Annotated in this window: 17 protein-coding genes; 7 read left to right on the top strand and 10 right to left on the bottom strand. The window is 74.6% G+C overall.

All coding sequences use genetic code 11. The features are described from left to right. Positions 1-91: 91 nt before the first annotated feature. From AB0E85_RS20250 to AB0E85_RS20215, 8 genes are all read right to left on the bottom strand, one after another. Positions 92-1,222 (bottom strand): GNAT family N-acetyltransferase, encoded by a 1,131-nt coding sequence (locus AB0E85_RS20250; protein ID WP_361928865.1) that lies wholly within the window; start codon positions 1,220-1,222, stop codon positions 92-94. Then, positions 1,219-1,869, bottom strand: coding sequence for a lipopolysaccharide biosynthesis protein (locus AB0E85_RS20245; protein ID WP_361928863.1), 651 nt, complete (start codon positions 1,867-1,869; stop codon positions 1,219-1,221). Before AB0E85_RS20245 ends, AB0E85_RS20250 begins: the two co-directional genes overlap by 4 nt. Beyond that, positions 1,866-3,017, bottom strand: coding sequence for a glycosyltransferase (locus AB0E85_RS20240; protein WP_361928861.1), 1,152 nt, complete (start codon positions 3,015-3,017; stop codon positions 1,866-1,868). The genes AB0E85_RS20245 and AB0E85_RS20240 overlap by 4 nt, the downstream gene beginning before the upstream one ends. Next, positions 3,014-3,775: a polysaccharide deacetylase family protein gene (locus tag AB0E85_RS20235; RefSeq protein WP_361928859.1), complete on the bottom strand. Its 762-nt coding sequence runs from the start codon at positions 3,773-3,775 to the stop codon at positions 3,014-3,016. The genes AB0E85_RS20240 and AB0E85_RS20235 overlap by 4 nt, the downstream gene beginning before the upstream one ends. After that, the gene (locus AB0E85_RS20230; RefSeq protein WP_361928870.1) at positions 3,759-5,411 is read right to left on the bottom strand and encodes a lipid II flippase MurJ; all 1,653 of its coding nucleotides are present in this window, start codon (positions 5,409-5,411) and stop codon (positions 3,759-3,761) included. Before AB0E85_RS20230 ends, AB0E85_RS20235 begins: the two co-directional genes overlap by 17 nt. Positions 5,412-6,055: 644 nt before the next feature. Next, a complete protein-coding gene (locus AB0E85_RS20225; protein ID WP_361928857.1) occupies positions 6,056-7,399 on the bottom strand; it encodes an O-antigen ligase family protein in 1,344 nt (447 codons plus the stop codon). 4 nt (positions 7,400-7,403) lie between these two features. After that, complete coding sequence (locus tag AB0E85_RS20220; protein ID WP_361928854.1) at positions 7,404-8,828, bottom strand: exopolysaccharide biosynthesis polyprenyl glycosylphosphotransferase; 1,425 nt, start codon at positions 8,826-8,828, stop codon at positions 7,404-7,406. Next, positions 8,825-9,991, bottom strand: coding sequence for a glycosyltransferase (locus tag AB0E85_RS20215; RefSeq protein WP_361928852.1), 1,167 nt, complete (start codon positions 9,989-9,991; stop codon positions 8,825-8,827). The genes AB0E85_RS20220 and AB0E85_RS20215 overlap by 4 nt, the downstream gene beginning before the upstream one ends. A gap of 405 nt (positions 9,992-10,396) precedes the next feature. Here AB0E85_RS20215 and chpG point away from each other — a divergent pair, with 405 nt between their 5' ends. The 7 genes from chpG (at position 10,397) to AB0E85_RS20180 (ending at position 14,655) form a co-directional block, all read left to right on the top strand. Further along, positions 10,397-10,636 carry a chaplin ChpG gene (chpG, locus tag AB0E85_RS20210; RefSeq protein WP_161366612.1) on the top strand — a complete coding sequence of 80 codons (240 nt, stop codon included), beginning with the start codon at positions 10,397-10,399 and terminating at the stop codon, positions 10,634-10,636. A gap of 245 nt (positions 10,637-10,881) precedes the next feature. Beyond that, positions 10,882-11,508, top strand: a complete 627-nt coding sequence (locus AB0E85_RS20205) for a hypothetical protein (protein WP_361928850.1) — start codon at positions 10,882-10,884, stop codon at positions 11,506-11,508. A 169-nt stretch (positions 11,509-11,677) separates the two neighbouring features. Continuing rightward, entirely contained in the window at positions 11,678-11,962 is a 285-nt protein-coding gene (locus AB0E85_RS20200; protein ID WP_361928847.1) for a hypothetical protein, read from the top strand. Further along, complete coding sequence (locus tag AB0E85_RS20195) at positions 11,959-12,564, top strand: vitamin K epoxide reductase family protein (RefSeq protein ID WP_361928845.1); 606 nt, start codon at positions 11,959-11,961, stop codon at positions 12,562-12,564. The genes AB0E85_RS20200 and AB0E85_RS20195 overlap by 4 nt, the downstream gene beginning before the upstream one ends. A gap of 136 nt (positions 12,565-12,700) precedes the next feature. Continuing rightward, positions 12,701-13,219, top strand: coding sequence for a hypothetical protein (locus AB0E85_RS20190; RefSeq protein ID WP_361928843.1), 519 nt, complete (start codon positions 12,701-12,703; stop codon positions 13,217-13,219). A 106-nt stretch (positions 13,220-13,325) separates the two neighbouring features. Then, positions 13,326-13,805, top strand: a complete 480-nt coding sequence (locus AB0E85_RS20185) for a tyrosinase family oxidase copper chaperone (protein WP_361928840.1) — start codon at positions 13,326-13,328, stop codon at positions 13,803-13,805. Next, entirely contained in the window at positions 13,789-14,655 is an 867-nt protein-coding gene (locus AB0E85_RS20180) for a tyrosinase family protein (RefSeq protein ID WP_361928837.1), read from the top strand. Before AB0E85_RS20185 ends, AB0E85_RS20180 begins: the two co-directional genes overlap by 17 nt. Positions 14,656-14,785: 130 nt before the next feature. Here the strand turns inward: AB0E85_RS20180 and AB0E85_RS20175 are convergent, their stop codons facing one another. After that, on the bottom strand, positions 14,786-15,067 hold the full coding sequence (locus AB0E85_RS20175) for a chaplin (protein ID WP_361928834.1): 282 nt from the start codon (positions 15,065-15,067) through the stop codon (positions 14,786-14,788). Between the two features lie 149 nt (positions 15,068-15,216). After that, on the bottom strand, positions 15,217-16,176 hold the full coding sequence (locus tag AB0E85_RS20170; protein WP_361928832.1) for a D-2-hydroxyacid dehydrogenase family protein: 960 nt from the start codon (positions 16,174-16,176) through the stop codon (positions 15,217-15,219). Positions 16,177-16,579: the final 403 nt, after the last annotated feature.

Genomic DNA, 16,579 nt, shown 5'->3' with positions numbered 1-16,579 from the left:
AAGTACGTCCAGTACGAGGGCTTCCGGCCGGCACGCCGAGAGCACGCACCGGACGCCGCTCCTCGAGGGGCAAACGTTGCCTGCCGGGGCACTAGCCGGGACATGGCGTCCTGCCGCCGGGGGCCCGGTCAGGGCCCCCGCCGGGTTTCCGCAGGCGCCGCAGCAGCTCCTTGCCCCGCCTCCGGGCCGCCGCGTCGTACAGCGCCGCCGTCAACAGCGGCGCCGTGCGGCGCCCGGCCAGCAGCAGCCGCTGGTTCACCACCACCCTCGGACGCCAGTGGTGCTTGTAGGGCTCGTTGCCGCGCAGCAGACTCAGCGTCGCCGGCGTGCCGTCCTTGGTGTGGGTGGCGGTCGAGTCGAGCAGCATCGCCGCCACGTCCGCCTTGCGATCGCGCAGCCCCGGGTGGGCGCCGTACAGATAGCCGCCCGCGAGCCGGGGCGACAGCAGCGTCACGTCCACGGCCACGACCTCGTCGTCCAGCCGGAACTCGGTGACCACCGCGTTCCCGGAGCGCACCATCGGGCCGACCGACCGCACCAGATGCTCACGGAACCGGGTCCGCAGGTGCTCCGACGTCACCTTCCGGCCCTGCCACTGCAACCGGTGCAGCTCCAGCAGCCGCAGCAGGGCCGTCTCCACCTCCCCGGGGGAGACGACGTGGCGCTGGATGCCGAGCGCGTCCAGCCTGCGCAGCTTGGCGCGCAGCCGCTGCTGGGTCTTCGACGGCAGCCGCGCGATCAGCTCGCCCATCGGCACGGCCGGCAGCTCCAGACACACCGAGTCGTTCACCCGGCCGCGGGGCCCGGTCCACCGCTCGTAGACCTGTTCGGCCGCGCCGCCCGGCCGGACCTCGCGCAGATCGATCAGCGCGGCCCGGGCGGCGGCCGCGAGCGCGCCGGTGAGCGCGGCCAGCGCCCCCTCGCCGTGCTCGTCGTCCAGCAGCACGTCCCCGTAGTCGGAGATCGCCCCGCCGAGCGGCACCAGCGCCGGCAGCGGGCGCCGCACGCGCATCAGCGGCGCCGCCGCGACGAGCGCACCGCCGTGCCGCACCAGCACCAGGCGCAGCCGGCCGCGCCCGCCGTACGACTGCCACCACGAGTACAGCCAGGCGTGGCTCTGGAACGGCGTGGCGGACGCACACCGCCGGTGCAGCCGCTCCCAGTCGGCGGCCAGGCCCGCGAAGGCCCGCTCGTCGGTGACCAGTTGGGCGGTGTAGGTCACAGCTGCCCGTGGGTGTCGGCGGCGACGGCCGGGCCGGGCACGGGCGCGGGGCGCCCGGTGCGGTCGGTCGCCCGCCGCGGCCGGACCAGCAGCGCGAGCCCGCCCAGCAGACCACCCGCGCTCGCACCGACCAGGCCCGTCACCCTGGCCGGGGCGGAGGACGGCTCGGTGGGCTTCACCGCCCGGGCGAACTGCTGGAGTTCCACGTGGGTCGACTGCTCGGTGTCACCGGCGTGCCGGGTCAGCGCGCGGGCCACGGCGTTGGCCATGTCGGCGGCGGCGTCCGGACGGGAGGAGGTGGCCGTGACCGCCACCATCGGCGCGTCCGGAGAGGTCGCCGTCCGCACGCTCTCCCGCAGCGTCTGCACGGGCACGCCGGCCCACACCTGGGCGTCGCCGAGCACCGCGAGCTGCGGGGCGACCCGGCCGTATGCCTGGGCGAAACCGAGAGCGGTGGCGGTGTCGGACTTCTCCGTCGGCACGGCGACGACATAGCTGGTCGCCGTGTACGCCGGTGTCCTGACCAGGCCGTACGTGCCGCCGAGCAGACCGCCTGCGACGGCCCCGGCCGCCAGCAGGGACCAGGGAGGGAGAGCCCTGGTGAGGGCGGTGACCTGGCGGTGCTGCCTTGCGGGGGTGTCGGTCATGAGGTGCGGGCCTCCTGGAGGCTGGGGGACAGGGGGCGGGCGACCGCGGCGGCGTACACGTCCATGAGCCGGGCGGCGCTGCGGGTGATGCAGTAGTGGCGGGCGGCCTCGGGTGCGGTGCGCGGTGCGGGAGCCTGCCGTCGTAGGTCCGTCAGGGCACGGGCGTAGGCGTCGGGGCCGCCGGTGACGCGCCGGGCGGCGGGCGCGGCGGACGGCGGCAGGTCCTCCAGCGCCGGGCAGGAGGCGTAGAGCACCGGCAGGCCGGACGCCAGGGCCTCCACGATCGCCAGGCCGAAGGCCTCCTCCGGGGACGGCGAGGCCAGGACGTCCATCGCGGCGGTCAGCGACGGCAGGTCGGGGCCGGGCGTGCCGTCCGGGACGCAGGGGCGCTCGCCCGTGAACAGCACGCGGTCGGCGACCCCGGCCGCACGGGCGGTGCGGCGCAGCACGTCCTCCTCCGGCCCGCCGCCGACCAGTAGCAGCCGGTGGTCGCCGGGGAGGTGCGCCAGTGCCCGGACGAGCACGCCGAAGCGCTTGCCGGGGGTGAGGCGGCCGATGGCGCCGATGACGAAGGCGTCGTCCGGCAGGCCGAGCCCGCGGCGGGTCTCCTGGCGGCGGGCCGCGTCGAAGCGGAAGCGGGCCACGTCGATGCCGTTGGGCACGACCTCGATCCGCGGCCCGGGCACGCCCCAGCGCGTCAGGCGCTCGGCGACCGTGGGGGACACCGCGACCGTCGTACGGCCCAGCCGCTCGCCCGCCAGGTACAGGGCGCGCACCCCGGCGTTCAGCGGACGGCCCTCCATCTGCGAGTCGCCGAGGGAGTGCTCGGTGGCCACGACCGCCCGGACCCCCGCGAGGCGCGCGGCGATCCGGCCGTAGAGGCAGGCCCGGTAGAGATGGGTGTGCACGAGCTGGTAGCCGCCCGCTCGGATGACCCGCACCAGGCGGGGCAGCGCGGCCAGGTCGCGGTTGCCGGCCATGCCGAGGTCGAGGACCCGCACCCCGTCGGCCGCCAGACCGGCGGCCACCGTGCCCGGGTTGGTCAGCGTCACCACGTCGCAGTCGACGGGCAGGTGCCGCAGCAGCAGCCGCAGTTGCTGCTCGGCGCCGCCCACCCCGAGGCCGGTGATGATGTGCAGGGCCTTCACCGCGGCTCCTCGACGGGTCGGCGGCGCAGCCGGTGCAGCCGGTACTTCAGGAACAGCCGTGCGGTGGTGTCGTTCTGGCCGATGTGCACCCGGGGCAGGGCGTGCGGGCCGCCGAGCGGGCCGGGGTCGATGGCGCAGGCGTACGCGTACCCGGCGTCCCGGACGGCGACTACGGCCCGCTGGTCGATCGTCCCGTACGGGTAGCAGAAGCCGGCGGGCTCGGCGCCCGTCAGCTCTGCGAGCACGGTCCTGCTGCCCTCGGCCTCCGACTTCAGGGCGACGTCGTCCGCCTTGGTCAGGTCGATGTGTGTGAGGCCGTGCGAGCCGATCTCGATGCCCTCGGCCGCGGCCTGCCGGACGCCGTCGGCGGTCAGCAGCCGCTTGCGCGGGCCCAGCGGGTCCCAGGCGTTGTCGCCGCCGAGCCGGCCCGGCAGCACGAACAGGGTCGCGCCGCAGCCGTGCCGGCGCAGGACGGGCAGGGCCTCGGAGACGAAGTCGGCGTAGCCGTCGTCGAAGGTCAGCCCGACCAGGTCACGGCCCTCGCCCCGGGCCCGGGCGGCGAGCAGCTCGGCCATGGACACGCCCCGCAGCCCGCGCCGCCGGAACCAGCCCAGCTGCCGGTCCAGCCGCTCGGGCGTGACCGTGATGCGGTAGGGGTCGTCCGTGGGGTCGCCGACGGAGTGGTACATCGCGATGAACAGGGCCGGACCGGGTCTGGTGCGGGTACCGGTGTCCGGGGAGTCAACGGGAGCGGCCATGAGGGAGCCTTCGTGAGACGGAACGGAGGGATGCCAGCGCGGTGACGCAGCCCTGGTCGCCCAGGGCCCGGCCGAGCAGGAGGAAGACGGCGGCAATGGTGAGCGCGCCGGCGACGAGGGAAGGGACGGGAGCGGAGGCCTGGCCCGCGGCCCAGACACCGGCGGGCGTCGCGACGGCCGCCGCCCCCACGGGCCTGCTCAGCTCGGCCAGTACATGCCGGGTGCGGATCGGGATGCTGCGCGGGCCCATGCCGGCGAGCAGCAGGACGGCCGTGACGGTGATGCCGGCGGCGTTGGCCGCGGCGATGCCCATGACGCCCCAGGGGCCCACCGCTGTCGCGCCGATCCCGCCGGTGACGGCGAGACCGACGGCCATCGCGCCGAGCGGGTACCAGGTGACGCGCCCCGCCGAGAAGTAGGAGCGGATCAGGGCGCCGACCAGGGTGTGCCCGAGCAGCCCCAGGGCGTACACGCGCATCACCCGGACCGTCGCCGTCGTGTCCTGGCCGGTGAACGCGCCCCGCTGGAAGAGCAGTTCGACGATCTGCGGGGCGCAGGCCACGACGACGGAGGCACCGGCCAGCATCACGCACGCGGCCAGGGCCAGGTCCCGCTCGACCCGGCTGCGGGCCCGCTCGCTGTCCCCGTCGGCCAGGGCGCGCGCGACCACCGGGAAGGTGACCGTGCACAGCATCAGCGACAGGGTCATGGGGATCTGGGCGATCTTCTGCGCGTAGTTGAGATGCGAGATGGCGCCGGAGGGGAGGGTGGAGCCGAGGAACCGCTCGATCAGCACCTGGGACTGCCGGCACAGCGCGAACAGCAGCACGGCGGCGAGCAGAGCGACCCCCATGGGACGGCCGCCGCTCTCCGCGCCGCTGGATCCGGCAACCGGCCGGGACCGCAGCAGGCGCCACAGCACGGGCAGTTGCGCGACGACCATCAGACAGCCGCCGATCGCCACCCCGGCCGCCGCCGCGCGCACGCCCCACCGCGTGCCCAGGAGGAGGACGCAGGTGATGATGCCGGTGTTGTAGACGACGTAGATGGCCGCCGGGGCCAGGAACCGGCGGTGGGCGCGCAGGGCCGCGCTGCAGTACCCGGCGAGGCCGAAGGACAGCACGCAGGTGGCGGTGAGCCGGGTGCAGTCCACGGCGAGCGCCGGGTCGGGCAGGCCCGGCGCGAGGACGCGCACGACCTGCGGCGCGAAGGCGGCCAGCAGCGCGGCGACGGCGGCGAAGGCCAGCGCGAGCCGGGGCAGCGTACCGGCGACCAGCGTGCGGACCGGGTCGCCGGGGACGCCCTGCGCCCGCCGGGCCAGGGCCAGGCTGAACGCCGGGATCAGCGCGATGGCCAGCCCGTCCTCGATGAGCAGCGTGGCGGCGAACTCGGGCACGGTCCAGGCCACGAGGAACGCGTCCGTCGCACTCCCGGCCCCGAACATCCGGGCCAGCGACTGATCCCGCACGAGCCCGAGCAGCGCCCCGGCGAAGGAGAGAACGGCGGTGATCAGAGTGGCCCGGGCGAGGAAGCCGCGGGTGACGGGCGCGTCTGTGGGAGGGACATCGGGGGTGACCGGTGCACCGTCGGCAGCCGCAGCACGGGGGGCCGGCGACGGCTGAGCACCGGGCGGCACCCCGGCGGCGGCCGGGGACCGGCCCCCGACCGGCTCCCTCCCGGCGTCCACGGCCCCCGGGAGGGCCGGACCTTCACGCCCGACGGTGGCCGCGGCATGGGGGAGGGGCGGGGGTTGGTGTCCGGCCGTGGCCGGAGGGACGGTCAGAGGTTCGTGCGGGGTTGTGGTCGGGGGGATGGTCGGGGGTTCGTGAGGGGGCGTGGCTGGGGGAGTGGGCGCGGGCTCGTGTGAAGTGGGGGCCGGGGGGAGGACTGGGGGTTGGTGGGGGGTTGTGGTCGGGGGGATGGTCGGGGGTTGGTGGGGGGTTGTGGTCGGGGGGATGGTCGGGGGTTCGTGTGGGGGTGTGGCTGGGGGAGTGGGCGCGGGCTCGTGTGAAGTGGGGGCCGGGGGGAGGACTGGGGGTTGGTGGGGGGTTGTGGCCGGGGGGACGGTCAGAGGTTCGTGCGGGGTGGTGGTCGGGGGGATGGCTGGGGGCTCGTGCGGGGTCGTGGCCGGGGGAATGGGCGCAGGCTCCCGTGGGGGCGTGACCGGAGGGACGGCCGCCGGCTCGTTCGGAGTCGTCGCCCGGGGAATGGCCGGAGGCGCGGGCGCGGCCCGGGGGACCGTCGGCCCGCCGCCCGTGTTCGTCTGTTCGGGCGTCACCGTCATCGCGTCGGGGCCTCCTCCGTCATGCGCCGCGCGGCCGGACCGGGCCGGGCTCGGCCCGTCGTCGCCGGAGCCGCCGCGTCCGCCAGGCCCCACCACGCCGTCAGTCCGAAGCACATCGCCGTCAGGACGGTCGACGGGCCGCCGATGTCCGCGTAGGCGAAGTCCGTCAGCTGCCAGACCAGCAGTCCGCAGGCGACCAGACCGCAGTCGAGGCCCGGTGCGCCGGCCCGCCGGGTCCGCCACAGGGCGCGCACCGCGCACAGCAGCAGGGCCAGCCAACTGCCGGCCAACGCCAGCAACCCGAACAGCCCCTGCTCGGCCAGGACGAGCAGGTACATGTTGTGGGGGGAGAGCAGCGGCTGCTTGCGGAAGGCCGCGCCCGCGCCCTCCGTGTCGCTGCCCGCCGAGAGCGCCAACGAGGCGTGCGAGTCGCGGTGTTCGGGGAAGCCCTTCAGGCCCACGCCGGCCAGCGGGTGCTCGCGCCACATCCCGGTCGCCGCCGCCCACATGGTGTACCGGTCAGTCACCGACTGGTCGGGCGCGTCGGCGACCTGCGTGATGCTGCTGATCCGCTCCTGAAGCATCGCCGTACCGACCCCGAAGCCGCCCACCAGGATCACGCCAGCCGCGACCACCACGGCCCCGGCCGCGAGCGCCCGCCGCAGCCCGCCCAGCAGGAGCTGCACCGCGCACGTCACCGCCGTCGCGATCCACGCCCCGCGGCTGAACGACAGCGCGAGCGGCGGCAGCAGCACCAGCGCGCAGGCCAGGGCGACGACCCGCTGCCGCACCGGCGCACTGCCCAGCGCCAGCCCCACCGCACACACCAGCCCCAGGGAGACGACCGTGGCCATCCCCATCACGTCCTGCGCCCCGAACGTGCCGACGGCCCGCACCGGCCGGCCCTGGTACGAGGCGCCGGTCCCGGTCGCGTACTGGTGCACCCCGACCGCCCCCTGCCACACCGCAAGCCCCACGAACGACCAGGCCAGCAGCCGGAAGTCGCCCCGGTCCCGGACCAGTAGCAGCACGGCCGCCGGGACCAGCACGAAGACCTGGAGGTAGCGGCCGAGGCCGGTGAGCCCCTGGCCCGGCGACACCGACCCCAGGGCGGCGACGGCGACGCCGAGCACCGGAAGTCCCAGCACCAGGGCCGCCGCGGGGGACAGGGGCCGCCGCCGCTCCCGCACGAGACGGACCACGCAGAACAGCACGGCCAGCGCGGACACCGCGTCGGCCGGTCCGGCACCGCCCTCGCCGCCCGGCCCCAGCGGCAGGGCGAGCAGGACCACGACGGCCAGCAGCGCGAGGACGGGCGCGGGGGCCCCGACCCGGGTCATCCGCTCAGCTCCCCGTCGGACGCACGAGCGCGGCCGCCGTACGCAGCAGGATGCAGACGTCCTGCCACAGCGACCAGTCGTCGATGTACGCGTTGTCGAACCGGGCCCGGTCCTCGATCGAGGTGTCCCCGCGCAGCCCGTGCACCTGGGCGAGACCGGTGATGCCGGTCCGGACCCGGTGGCGGGCGGCGTAGCCCGGGTGGGTCTGACCGAACTGCGCGACGAAGTACGGGCGTTCCGGCCGCGGCCCGACCAGGCTCATGTCGCCCCGCAGGACGTTCCACAGCTGGAGCAGCTCGTCCAGGGAGGTGCGGCGCAGGAAGCGGCAGAACCACGGCATCTGGCGTTCGTCCGCCACGCTCCAGCGGGTCGCCGACTCGTGCGCGTCGACCGGGCGGTGGGTGCGGAACTTCAGCAGCGTGAACGGCCGCCCGTGCCTGCCGATGCGTTCCTGCCGGAAGACGACCCCCGGCCCGCCGCTCAGCCGCAACACCGTCGCGCACACCAGCAGCCACGGGCTGACCAGGAGGAGCAGCGCTCCTGACACCACGACGTCCAGCACCCGTTTGCCGGCCCTGCCCCGCTGCCCCGTCCCGAGGTCCAGGCGACGGCAGGAGAACCCGGCGAGCCGGTCCCCGGCCCGGTACGACGGCACGTCCGGGTCGACCTCCCACACCGTGCAGCCCGACTCCGCCAGCGCCCGCAGCAGCGGCCCCTGCCCGGCCCGCATACCGGGGCGCACGGCCAGCACCTCGCGCACCCCGTTCTGGACGATCGCCCGCTGCACCTCCTCGCCCGTGGTCAGCACGGGCAGGCCCCCGCTGCCGTCCGGCTCGTCGGCGACGACGCCCACCGGCCGCACCCCGTCCCGCGGATGACGCAGCACGGCCGCGGCCACCCGCTGCGCGGTCGCGGCGGGCCCGACCACGAGCGCGGCCCGCGGCCGGTGCAGCAGCTCGGCACGCCGGCAGGCGTGCACCGCGCCCCGCCCGGCACAGCCCACCACGGTCTGGAGCAGGAAGCCGGCGAGCAGGGTCGAGGCGGAGAGCACGTGCTGGGGGGTGTACGCCGCCACGAACGCCCCGAGTGCCAGCCAGGCCACCGCGATCCGGCCGCTCACGGCGGGCAGTTCGTCCAGCACGGCCGGCACGCGCCCGGGCCGGGGCGGACGCAACAGCAGCGAGGCCGTCACCAGCACGGCCAGGAACAGCGGATGGCGCTGGGTCCCCGAAAGCGCCAGCCCGCCCAGCACGGCCGCCGTGCCGTCGGCTGCGAGCAGCGGCAGCGGCGACACGGGCCGGGCCGGCGGCATCCGGTGGGGGAAGCGGAAGCCCGCGGCGGCACCGCGCGGCGGCAGGACCGCCACGGACGGGAACCGGGGGTCCCGCGGCTGCCCGGCGGGGGTGGGAACGGTGCTTTCCGCGGTCACGAGGCGACAGACTCCCTGCGCTCGGTGGACACGGCGTGCGCGGCCAGGAGTTCGCGGTACACGTCCGCGACCGCCTGAGCCGTGCGGCGCACGTCGTGCGTGGACAGGACGTGCCGGCGCCCCTGCGCGCCGAGCGCGGTGCGCAGCGGCGGGTCGAGCAGCAGCCCGGCGACGGCCGCGGCCAGTGCCGCCGGGGCCAGGGCGGGGACCAGGCAGTGCGGCACGAGGTCCGGCGGCATGCTCTCGCGGGCCCCGCCGACGTCCGTCACGACCACCGGCCGCCCGCACGCCATGGCCTCCAGCGGGGCCAGCGCCATGCCCTCCCACCGCGACGGCAGGACGACCAGGTCCGCCGCCTGGTACCAGGGCACGACATCGCCGACGTCGCCCGCGAACAGCACCGAGCCGGGGGCCAGGGCCCGCAGCCGGCCGTGGTCCGGCCCGTCGCCGACCAGCACCAGGCGCGCCCCGGGCACCCGCCGCAGTACGGACTCCCACGCCGTCAGCAGGACGTCCTGCCCCTTCTGCCGGCACAGCCGCCCCACGCACACCACGAGCGGCCCGCTCGGAGCGCTCTTCGGCAGCAGCCCCGCCCGCACGGCCCCGGCGTCGTCGGCCGGCCGGAAGCGCTCGACGTCGATGCCGTTGGGGACGACGCTCCACCGCCCCCGGATCCCGGCCTGCTCTCCCAGCCGGCGCTCCGCCTCGCTCACGCACACCACCCGCGCCGCCCACCGGGCCCCCCGCCGCTCCCAGCCGCGGGCGAGGGCCGCGGTGACGCCGCCCACCGCCTCGAACGACCAGGCGTGCGGCTGGAACACGGTCGGGACGCGCCCCCGCACGGCGAGCCGCCCGGCCAGCCCGGCCTTCGCGCTGTGCGCGTGCAGCAGGCCGGGCCGTACGTCCTCGACGATCCGGGCGAGCCGCCGTACCTCGCCGGTGAGCGACGGCCCCGGCGCGCGCGTCGCCGCCCAGCGCCGTACGTCGGCGCCGAGCGCCGTGAGCCGGGCCGCGAGGGGACTGTCGGGGCAGGCGACCGTGACGTGCAGGCCGGCGGCCAGTTGCGCTCCGGCCAGGTCCGTCACGACGCGGGCGACCCCGCCGTCCACGGGTTGCGTGACGTGGAGGACCCGTGGCGGAGGGTCGGTCGGTGACAGGTGCATGCGCGGTATTCCTCGCTCACGGATGGCGCTCGGGACGGCGGGAACGCGCCTGAACTGCCGAGTGCCGACAGCGCCGAAGTGCACGCCCGGCGCACGCCGCGTCCCGCTGGGAAACGAGCCGGACGGCCACCTGGTCACCACCGCACCGGAGGGCTTCGCGGACCGTGGTGTCCTCCCTCGTCCCTGAGTGCGATTTGCTTGCTGTAGGGGTGCGTTGAGAGGTTTGCGACTCTAGACGCTGTCCGTACTTTTCCTCCAAAACCGGGCGTGTGTGTCGGAACGGTGAAGACGGCCCTTCCGGCGAGATCACTCCTTTGGCGGCACAACTCGCGTGCACGCCACGCGTTGACCTAGCGCCGGGCATCCGCCCGGATGTTTGTGTCAACCCCCAAGGAGCACCTCTCCATGTCGCGTATCGCGAAGGGCCTGGTCCTGACCTCCGCTGCCGCTGCCGCTGTCGCGGGCAGCACCGGCATCGCCGCCGCCGACAGCGGCGCGCAGGCCGCCGCCGCCCACTCCCCGGGTGTGCTGTCCGGCAACGTCGTCCAGGTTCCGCTGCACATCCCGATCAACGTCTGCGGCAACACGGTCGACATCATCGGCCTGCTGAACCCGGCGTTCGGCAACGAGTGCGAGAACGACTGACGTCGCCTCGAAACCCTGACCGGCCGTTCTCCTGCGGGACCACGCGGGAGAGCGGCCGGTTCGCGTTGCCCCGAACGGGGGCCGGCGGGCGGCCCGGCGGACGGGGAACGCGCACGCCGCCTACCTGGGGGGACGCCGCAGGCCCGGGGACGCGGCGCTGACCTGGGGCGTTCGCTCGGTTGCGGAGCGTTCCGGCCGCTCGCACGGTGGGCACAAGATCCGACGCACCACCGAAAGGAACCCCCATGCGTCTGCCCGCACGGCGAATCGCGACGTCCGCGCTCTGCGCCACGCTGCTGCTCGGGGTCACCGGGCCCGCGGCCGTGGCCGCCGACAGCGCATCGGCCCCGGAGCACACCCACGCGGCGTCCCGGGCCCCCGTCCCCGACGCGGACGAACTGCTCGGCCAAGTCGAAAGCCTGGGCGACCTGGGCGGCGTCCTCGTCCCGGTCGCCGACCTGCTGACCGCCGTGCTCAAGGCGGACGACGGCCAGCTGCCGCACTCTCAGGCGGCCAAGCTGAGCACCTCGGTGCAGGACGCCATCGACCACGCGACCGCCACCGCCACGGCCCCGGCCGTGACGGGCGCCGCACCGCAGAGCAGTCCCCTGCCGCAGGCCAGCACGCTGCCCGCCCCCGTCGAGAACGACGCCGAGCTGCCCGAGGACCTCGCCGCCGAGGCCCTGACCGCCCTGGAGAAGTCCACCGAGGAGCTGCTCAAGGCCGTCACCTCCGGCGACGCCGCCCAGGTCACCCCGGCGGTCAACGGCGTCGTGGCCGGGGTCGTGAACGCCGTCGCCGCGACCCTGGTCGGCAGCCGGCTGCCCGCCCCGGACCTGGCCGGCCTGCCCTCCCTGCCGAAGGCCCCCTGAGAGCGCCCCGCTCACCCGGTCGTCGTGCCGGCCCCCGGACCGGCACGACTTCTGTTCAGGCGACTCATATGACGTTCCGGCGACGGGGTTTCCGCTCCGCACAGGCATCGTTAGGCACGGCGTCCGAATTCCCCGCCGGTGACATCCGTCGCCGAAGAAAGGATTCACGATGAAGTCCCTGAAGGCCGCCGCCGTCGTTGCCGGTTCCCTCGTCGTCGCCGGTGCCGCCGCACCCGCCCACGCCGCCTACGACCCCGCCAACGTCACCCCCACCAGCCTCAACGGCGCCGTCAACGCGCTCACCAGGGAGCCCATCGACCCGATGCCGCTCAAGCACCAGTCCAACGCGCTCGACACCGAGAACAAGGACTCGATGCTCAGCACCGTCAAGCAGGCGACCACCCAGCTCAACTCGAACGGCGGGCTCCTCGGCGGTCTTCCGCTGCCGAAGTGACCCCGGCCGCGCACGCCGGGACGCGCACGGCGGGCAGCGGCCGGGCGTTCGCCCTGCTGCTCGTCGTCACCGGCGCGGCCGGGCTGCTGGCCTCCTGGATCATCACCCTCGACAAGTTCAAGCTGCTTCAGGACCCGGACTTCACGCCCGGTTGCAGCCTGAACCCGGTGGTGTCCTGCGGCAGCGTCATGGAGAGCGACCAGGCCGAGGTCTTCGGGTTCCCCAACCCGATGCTGGGACTGGTCGCCTACGGCGTCGTCATCTGCGTCGGCCTGAGCCTGCTGGCCGGTGCCCGCTTCCCCCGCTGGTACTGGCTGGCCTTCGACGCCGGATGCCTGTTCGGGGTGGGGTTCGTGACGTGGCTCCAGTTCGAGTCGCTGTACCGGATCAACGCGCTGTGCCTGTGGTGCTGCCTGGCCTGGGCCGCGACGATCCCCCTGTTCTGGTACGTGACCTCGTTCGCCGTGCGCCAGGGGTTCCTGCCCGCACCCGGGGCGGTACGCCGGTTCCTCGACGAGTTCACCTGGGTGCTTGCGGTGCTGCACCTCGGCGTCGTCGGCATGCTGGTCCTGACGCGCTGGTGGGACTTCTGGACGAGCTGACCGACGGCCGCCCCCGAGCGGCCCGGTCCGTCGTATTACTGCGGCAGTCGGGGGAATTGTGCGCTGGTGCGGTTCCCCGGCTCGTTACTCGGTACGCACGCTGAGCCCCCGACACGCGAAAGGGACCGTACCCCAGATGAAGTCGACCACCCGAGGAACCCTCGCCGCAGTGATCACGTGTGTGGCGGCCGCGACCGGCGCCGCCACCGCGACCCCCGCCGCCGCGGTCGGCACGGTCCCCGTCCCCGTGCCGCTGGGCGGCGCCGAGAAGGCCCTCAACGTGGAACTGCCCGAGGCCACCGGCCAGCTCCCGGTGCCGGTACCGGGCTCACCCGAAGGACCCCGCTACGTCGAGGGCCGGCTCATCCCGGAGCGCGTCGTCCCGCAGCTGCCCGTCCACGGCGGACTGCCCGGCGCCGACCTGCGCGCACCCCTGCCGCACCTCCTCGGCGCCGGCTTCGACCACATCGGTGTCGACGCCCCCGCCTCCGACCTGCGCACGCTCGCCCCGGGCGTGTCCGTCGACGCCCCGCTCACCTCGCCCCACGCGGACGGCTTCGGCCTGCCCCAGGCGAAGCTCCCGCAGGTGGGTGTGCTGGCCCCGCTCGTGCAGACGGTGCCCACGGCGGACCTGGGCATCGGTCCCGGCCTGTAGGACGCCGGTCCGTACCGGGTGTTCTCGTGTGGCCCCCGCGGTGGTGACCGCGGGGGCCTTCGGGCTGTTACCGCAGTGACAACCCGAGCGGAACGAGGAGCACGACATGGTCGTAGGCGTCGGTGGCGTACCAGTGGGAGCGGCAGGGGACGGGGGCGCCGCGGGCACCCGGCGGGGTGTGCTGCGCGGCCTGGCGGCCGTCGCGGCCGGCGCCGTGCTGACCCCCGTCGCCGTGGCCGCCTGGCCCGAGGAGTCCGACGGCAAGAACACGGACGTGCGGGCCGGAGACGGCATGTTCGAGGAGACCTACCGGGGCCGCCTCATCCGCGGCGTGCCGATCCCCGCCCCGGAGCAGGAGGTCGGCGACGTGGACTGGCACGTCACCGTGGACGGGCGGCCGCTGCACCTGATGCGCCGCGCGGACGGCAGCTGGCTGAGCATGGTCGACCACTACCGCTCCTACCCCACCCCCCTGGCGGCGACCCGTGCCGCCGTCGACGAACTGGGCCCGGGGCAGCGCCTGCGCGACGTGCCCGGCCACGGCCCGGGGCACCAGGACGGGGGAGCCCATGGCGTACACGCGTAAGGACGTCAGCACCCTCACCCGCACCGAGAAACGCCGCTTCGTGAAGGCCATGCTGGAGGTGAAACGGCGCGGCGAATATGACGAGTTCGTCCGCACGCACATCGAGTACTACACCTCCGACGGCGAGGACGGCCTGCGCACGGCCCACATGGCACCCTCCTTCCTGCCCTGGCACCGGCAGTTCCTGCTGGACCTGGAGAAGGCGCTGCGCCGGGTCGACGCGTCGGTGTCGGTGCCGTACTGGGACTGGACACGCGACCGCACGACCACGTCCGCGCCCTGGACCGCTGACCTCCTCGGCGGCACCGGCCGGCGCTCCGACCGCCAGGTGATGACCGGGCCGTTCGCCTACGCGGAGGGCAACTGGACCATCAAGGAGGGCATCACCGACGAGGAGTTCCTCACCCGGGACCTGGGCCGCGCCCGCGACCCCATCCAGCTGCCCACCGCGGCCGAGCTGGAACGGGCCCTGAAGGACCCGCTCTACGACGCGTCTCCCTGGGACTCGACGACCGGCAAGGGCTTCCGCAACAAGCTGGAGGGGTGGGGGAGCGGCCGGGGCAGCGCCTCCTGGCAGAACCACAACCGGGTGCACCGCTGGGTCGGCGGTGCCATGGTCGGCGGCGCCTCCGTCAACGACCCGGTGTTCTGGATGCACCACGCGTTCGTCGACCTGGTGTGGTCGCGCTGGCAGCGGCGGCACCGCGAGCACCGCTACCTGCCGGCCAGACCGCCCGGACCGGGCAGCGCGCAGTACCGGCGGGTCGTGGCGCGGCACGAGAAGCTGCCGCCGTGGAACGTGACCCCGGACCAACTGGAGGACCACGGGCGGATCTACCGCTACGCGTGACTCGGTGTGCGCTATGGGCAAGCGCCCGCTACGCCACCTGCCGGCTCACGCGAAGAGCCCCGGCGCTCGAGGTGCCGGGGCTCTCCGTGTGCACGGGGTGGTGCGTGCGTGCACGGGGTGGTGCGTGCGATCAGTGGCCGTACCCGTAGCCACCCGGGTGGCTCTTGGGGTCGTCCTTGTTCTCGCACTCGTTGCCGAACGCCGGGTTGAGCAGCCCGATGATGTTGACGGTGTTGCCGCACAGGTTGACCGGGATGTGGACCGGCACCTGGACGACGTTGCCCGAGAGGACGCCCGGCGACCCGACGGCCTTGCCCTGGGCACCCGCGTCGGCCACGGCCAGACCGGCCCCGCTGAGTACCACGGCGCCCGTGCCCAGCGCGACACCGGCTGCCTTCGCGATGCGAGACATCACGTTCTCCTTCTGACTCGGTGAGCCCGGCGGCAGGTGGCGCCGCCGTGCTTCCCGTTCAACGCGCCCGTACACGGGTGGTCACGGCGATCATGGCCGGATCACCCGTCCTGGACGGGCACGCTCCGCCATGAGGACCGTCGCAGGCGTCAGGGGAGCCGCCGCACGGGTGTGCCGTCGAGGAACGCGCGGATGTCCTCGACGGCGTGGCCGTAGTAGGTCGCGTAGTTGGCGCGGGAGACGTAGCCGAGGTGCGGGGTGGCCAGGAGGCGGGGTGCCGTGCGCATGGGGTGGTCCGCGGGGAGGGGCTCGATGTCGAAGACGTCCACGCCGGCTCCGGCGATACGGCCCGCGTGCAGGGCGTCGAGCAGGGCGTCCTGGTCGACGATCGCCGCGCGGGAGGTGTTGATCAGGTAGGCGGTCGGCTTGAGGAGGGCGAGCTCGGCCGGACCGAGCAGGCCCCGGGTGCGGTCGCCGAGGGCCAGGTGGACGGAGACGAAGTCACTGTTCGCGAGCAGCTCCTCCTTGGAGCCGGCCCGTTCGACGCCGACCTCGTCGGCGCGCTCGGAGGTGAGGTTCTGGCTCCAGGCGCTCACGCTCATCCCGAAGGCGAGCCCGACCCGGGCGACCCGGCTGCCGATCTTCCCCAGGCCGAGCAGCCCGAGCCGCCTGCCGTGCAGATCGGCACCGACGGTGCTCTGCCAGGGGCCGCCGGAGCGCAGGGCGTTGCCCTCCTCGACGATGCCGCGGGCGAGGCCGAGCAGCAGGGCCCAGGTCAGTTCGACGGGCGGGGTGGAGGAACTGGCGGTGCCGCACACCGTGACGCCGTGCGCCTCGGCGGCCGCGTAGTCGATGACGGAGTTCCGCATGCCGGAGGCGACGATCAGTTTCAGCCGGGGCAGCCGGGCGATCAGCGACCCGGGGAACGGGACGCGTTCGCGCAGGGTCACCACGATGTCGAAGCCGGCCAGAGCGGCGGCCAGGTCGTCCTCGCCGTCGATGTGCCGGTCGAAGGACACGACCTCCACGTCGTCCGCGACCACCGACCAGTCGGCGGCCTCGGCCGCCACCTGCTGAAAGTCGTCCAGTACAGCGCAGCGCAGCCGCACGTCGTGCCCCTTTCACGGCCCAGGTCCGGTTCACCGGACATGATCGCGTGTACGCCGGGGGTGCGGGAAGTGCCTGCCGGGGGCCGTGGCCAGGAAACGGCCCGCGCCGCCCCTCCGCAGACTGATCTTCTTTCCATCAAGCTAGGCCGCCTGCACTGGAGCAGATCTCAGGGCGCGTGATGCGACACCTTCACCGTGCATTCTCCGGAGCCTTTTGTTCCGCCAAGGCGGCCGCAAAGAAGACGGCGGGGAAGAAGGTGACCAGCCGCAGGCCGGTCAGCAAGCACCTAGTCGAGGATGTCCAGCGCGGTGTCCGGTCGGCATCGACTCCCTCGGCATGCGCACGCAGCGCCTGGTCCCGCGCAACGCCCTTGGACCGCGAGCCTGTGTTCCAGAATCACCT

The sequence above is a fragment of the Streptomyces sp. NPDC029044 genome (assembly GCF_040637495.1).
Taxonomy (GTDB): domain Bacteria; phylum Actinomycetota; class Actinomycetes; order Streptomycetales; family Streptomycetaceae; genus Streptomyces.
Note: the sequence above shows the minus strand (reverse complement) of the source record. Positions and strands in the feature narration are given on the sequence as shown.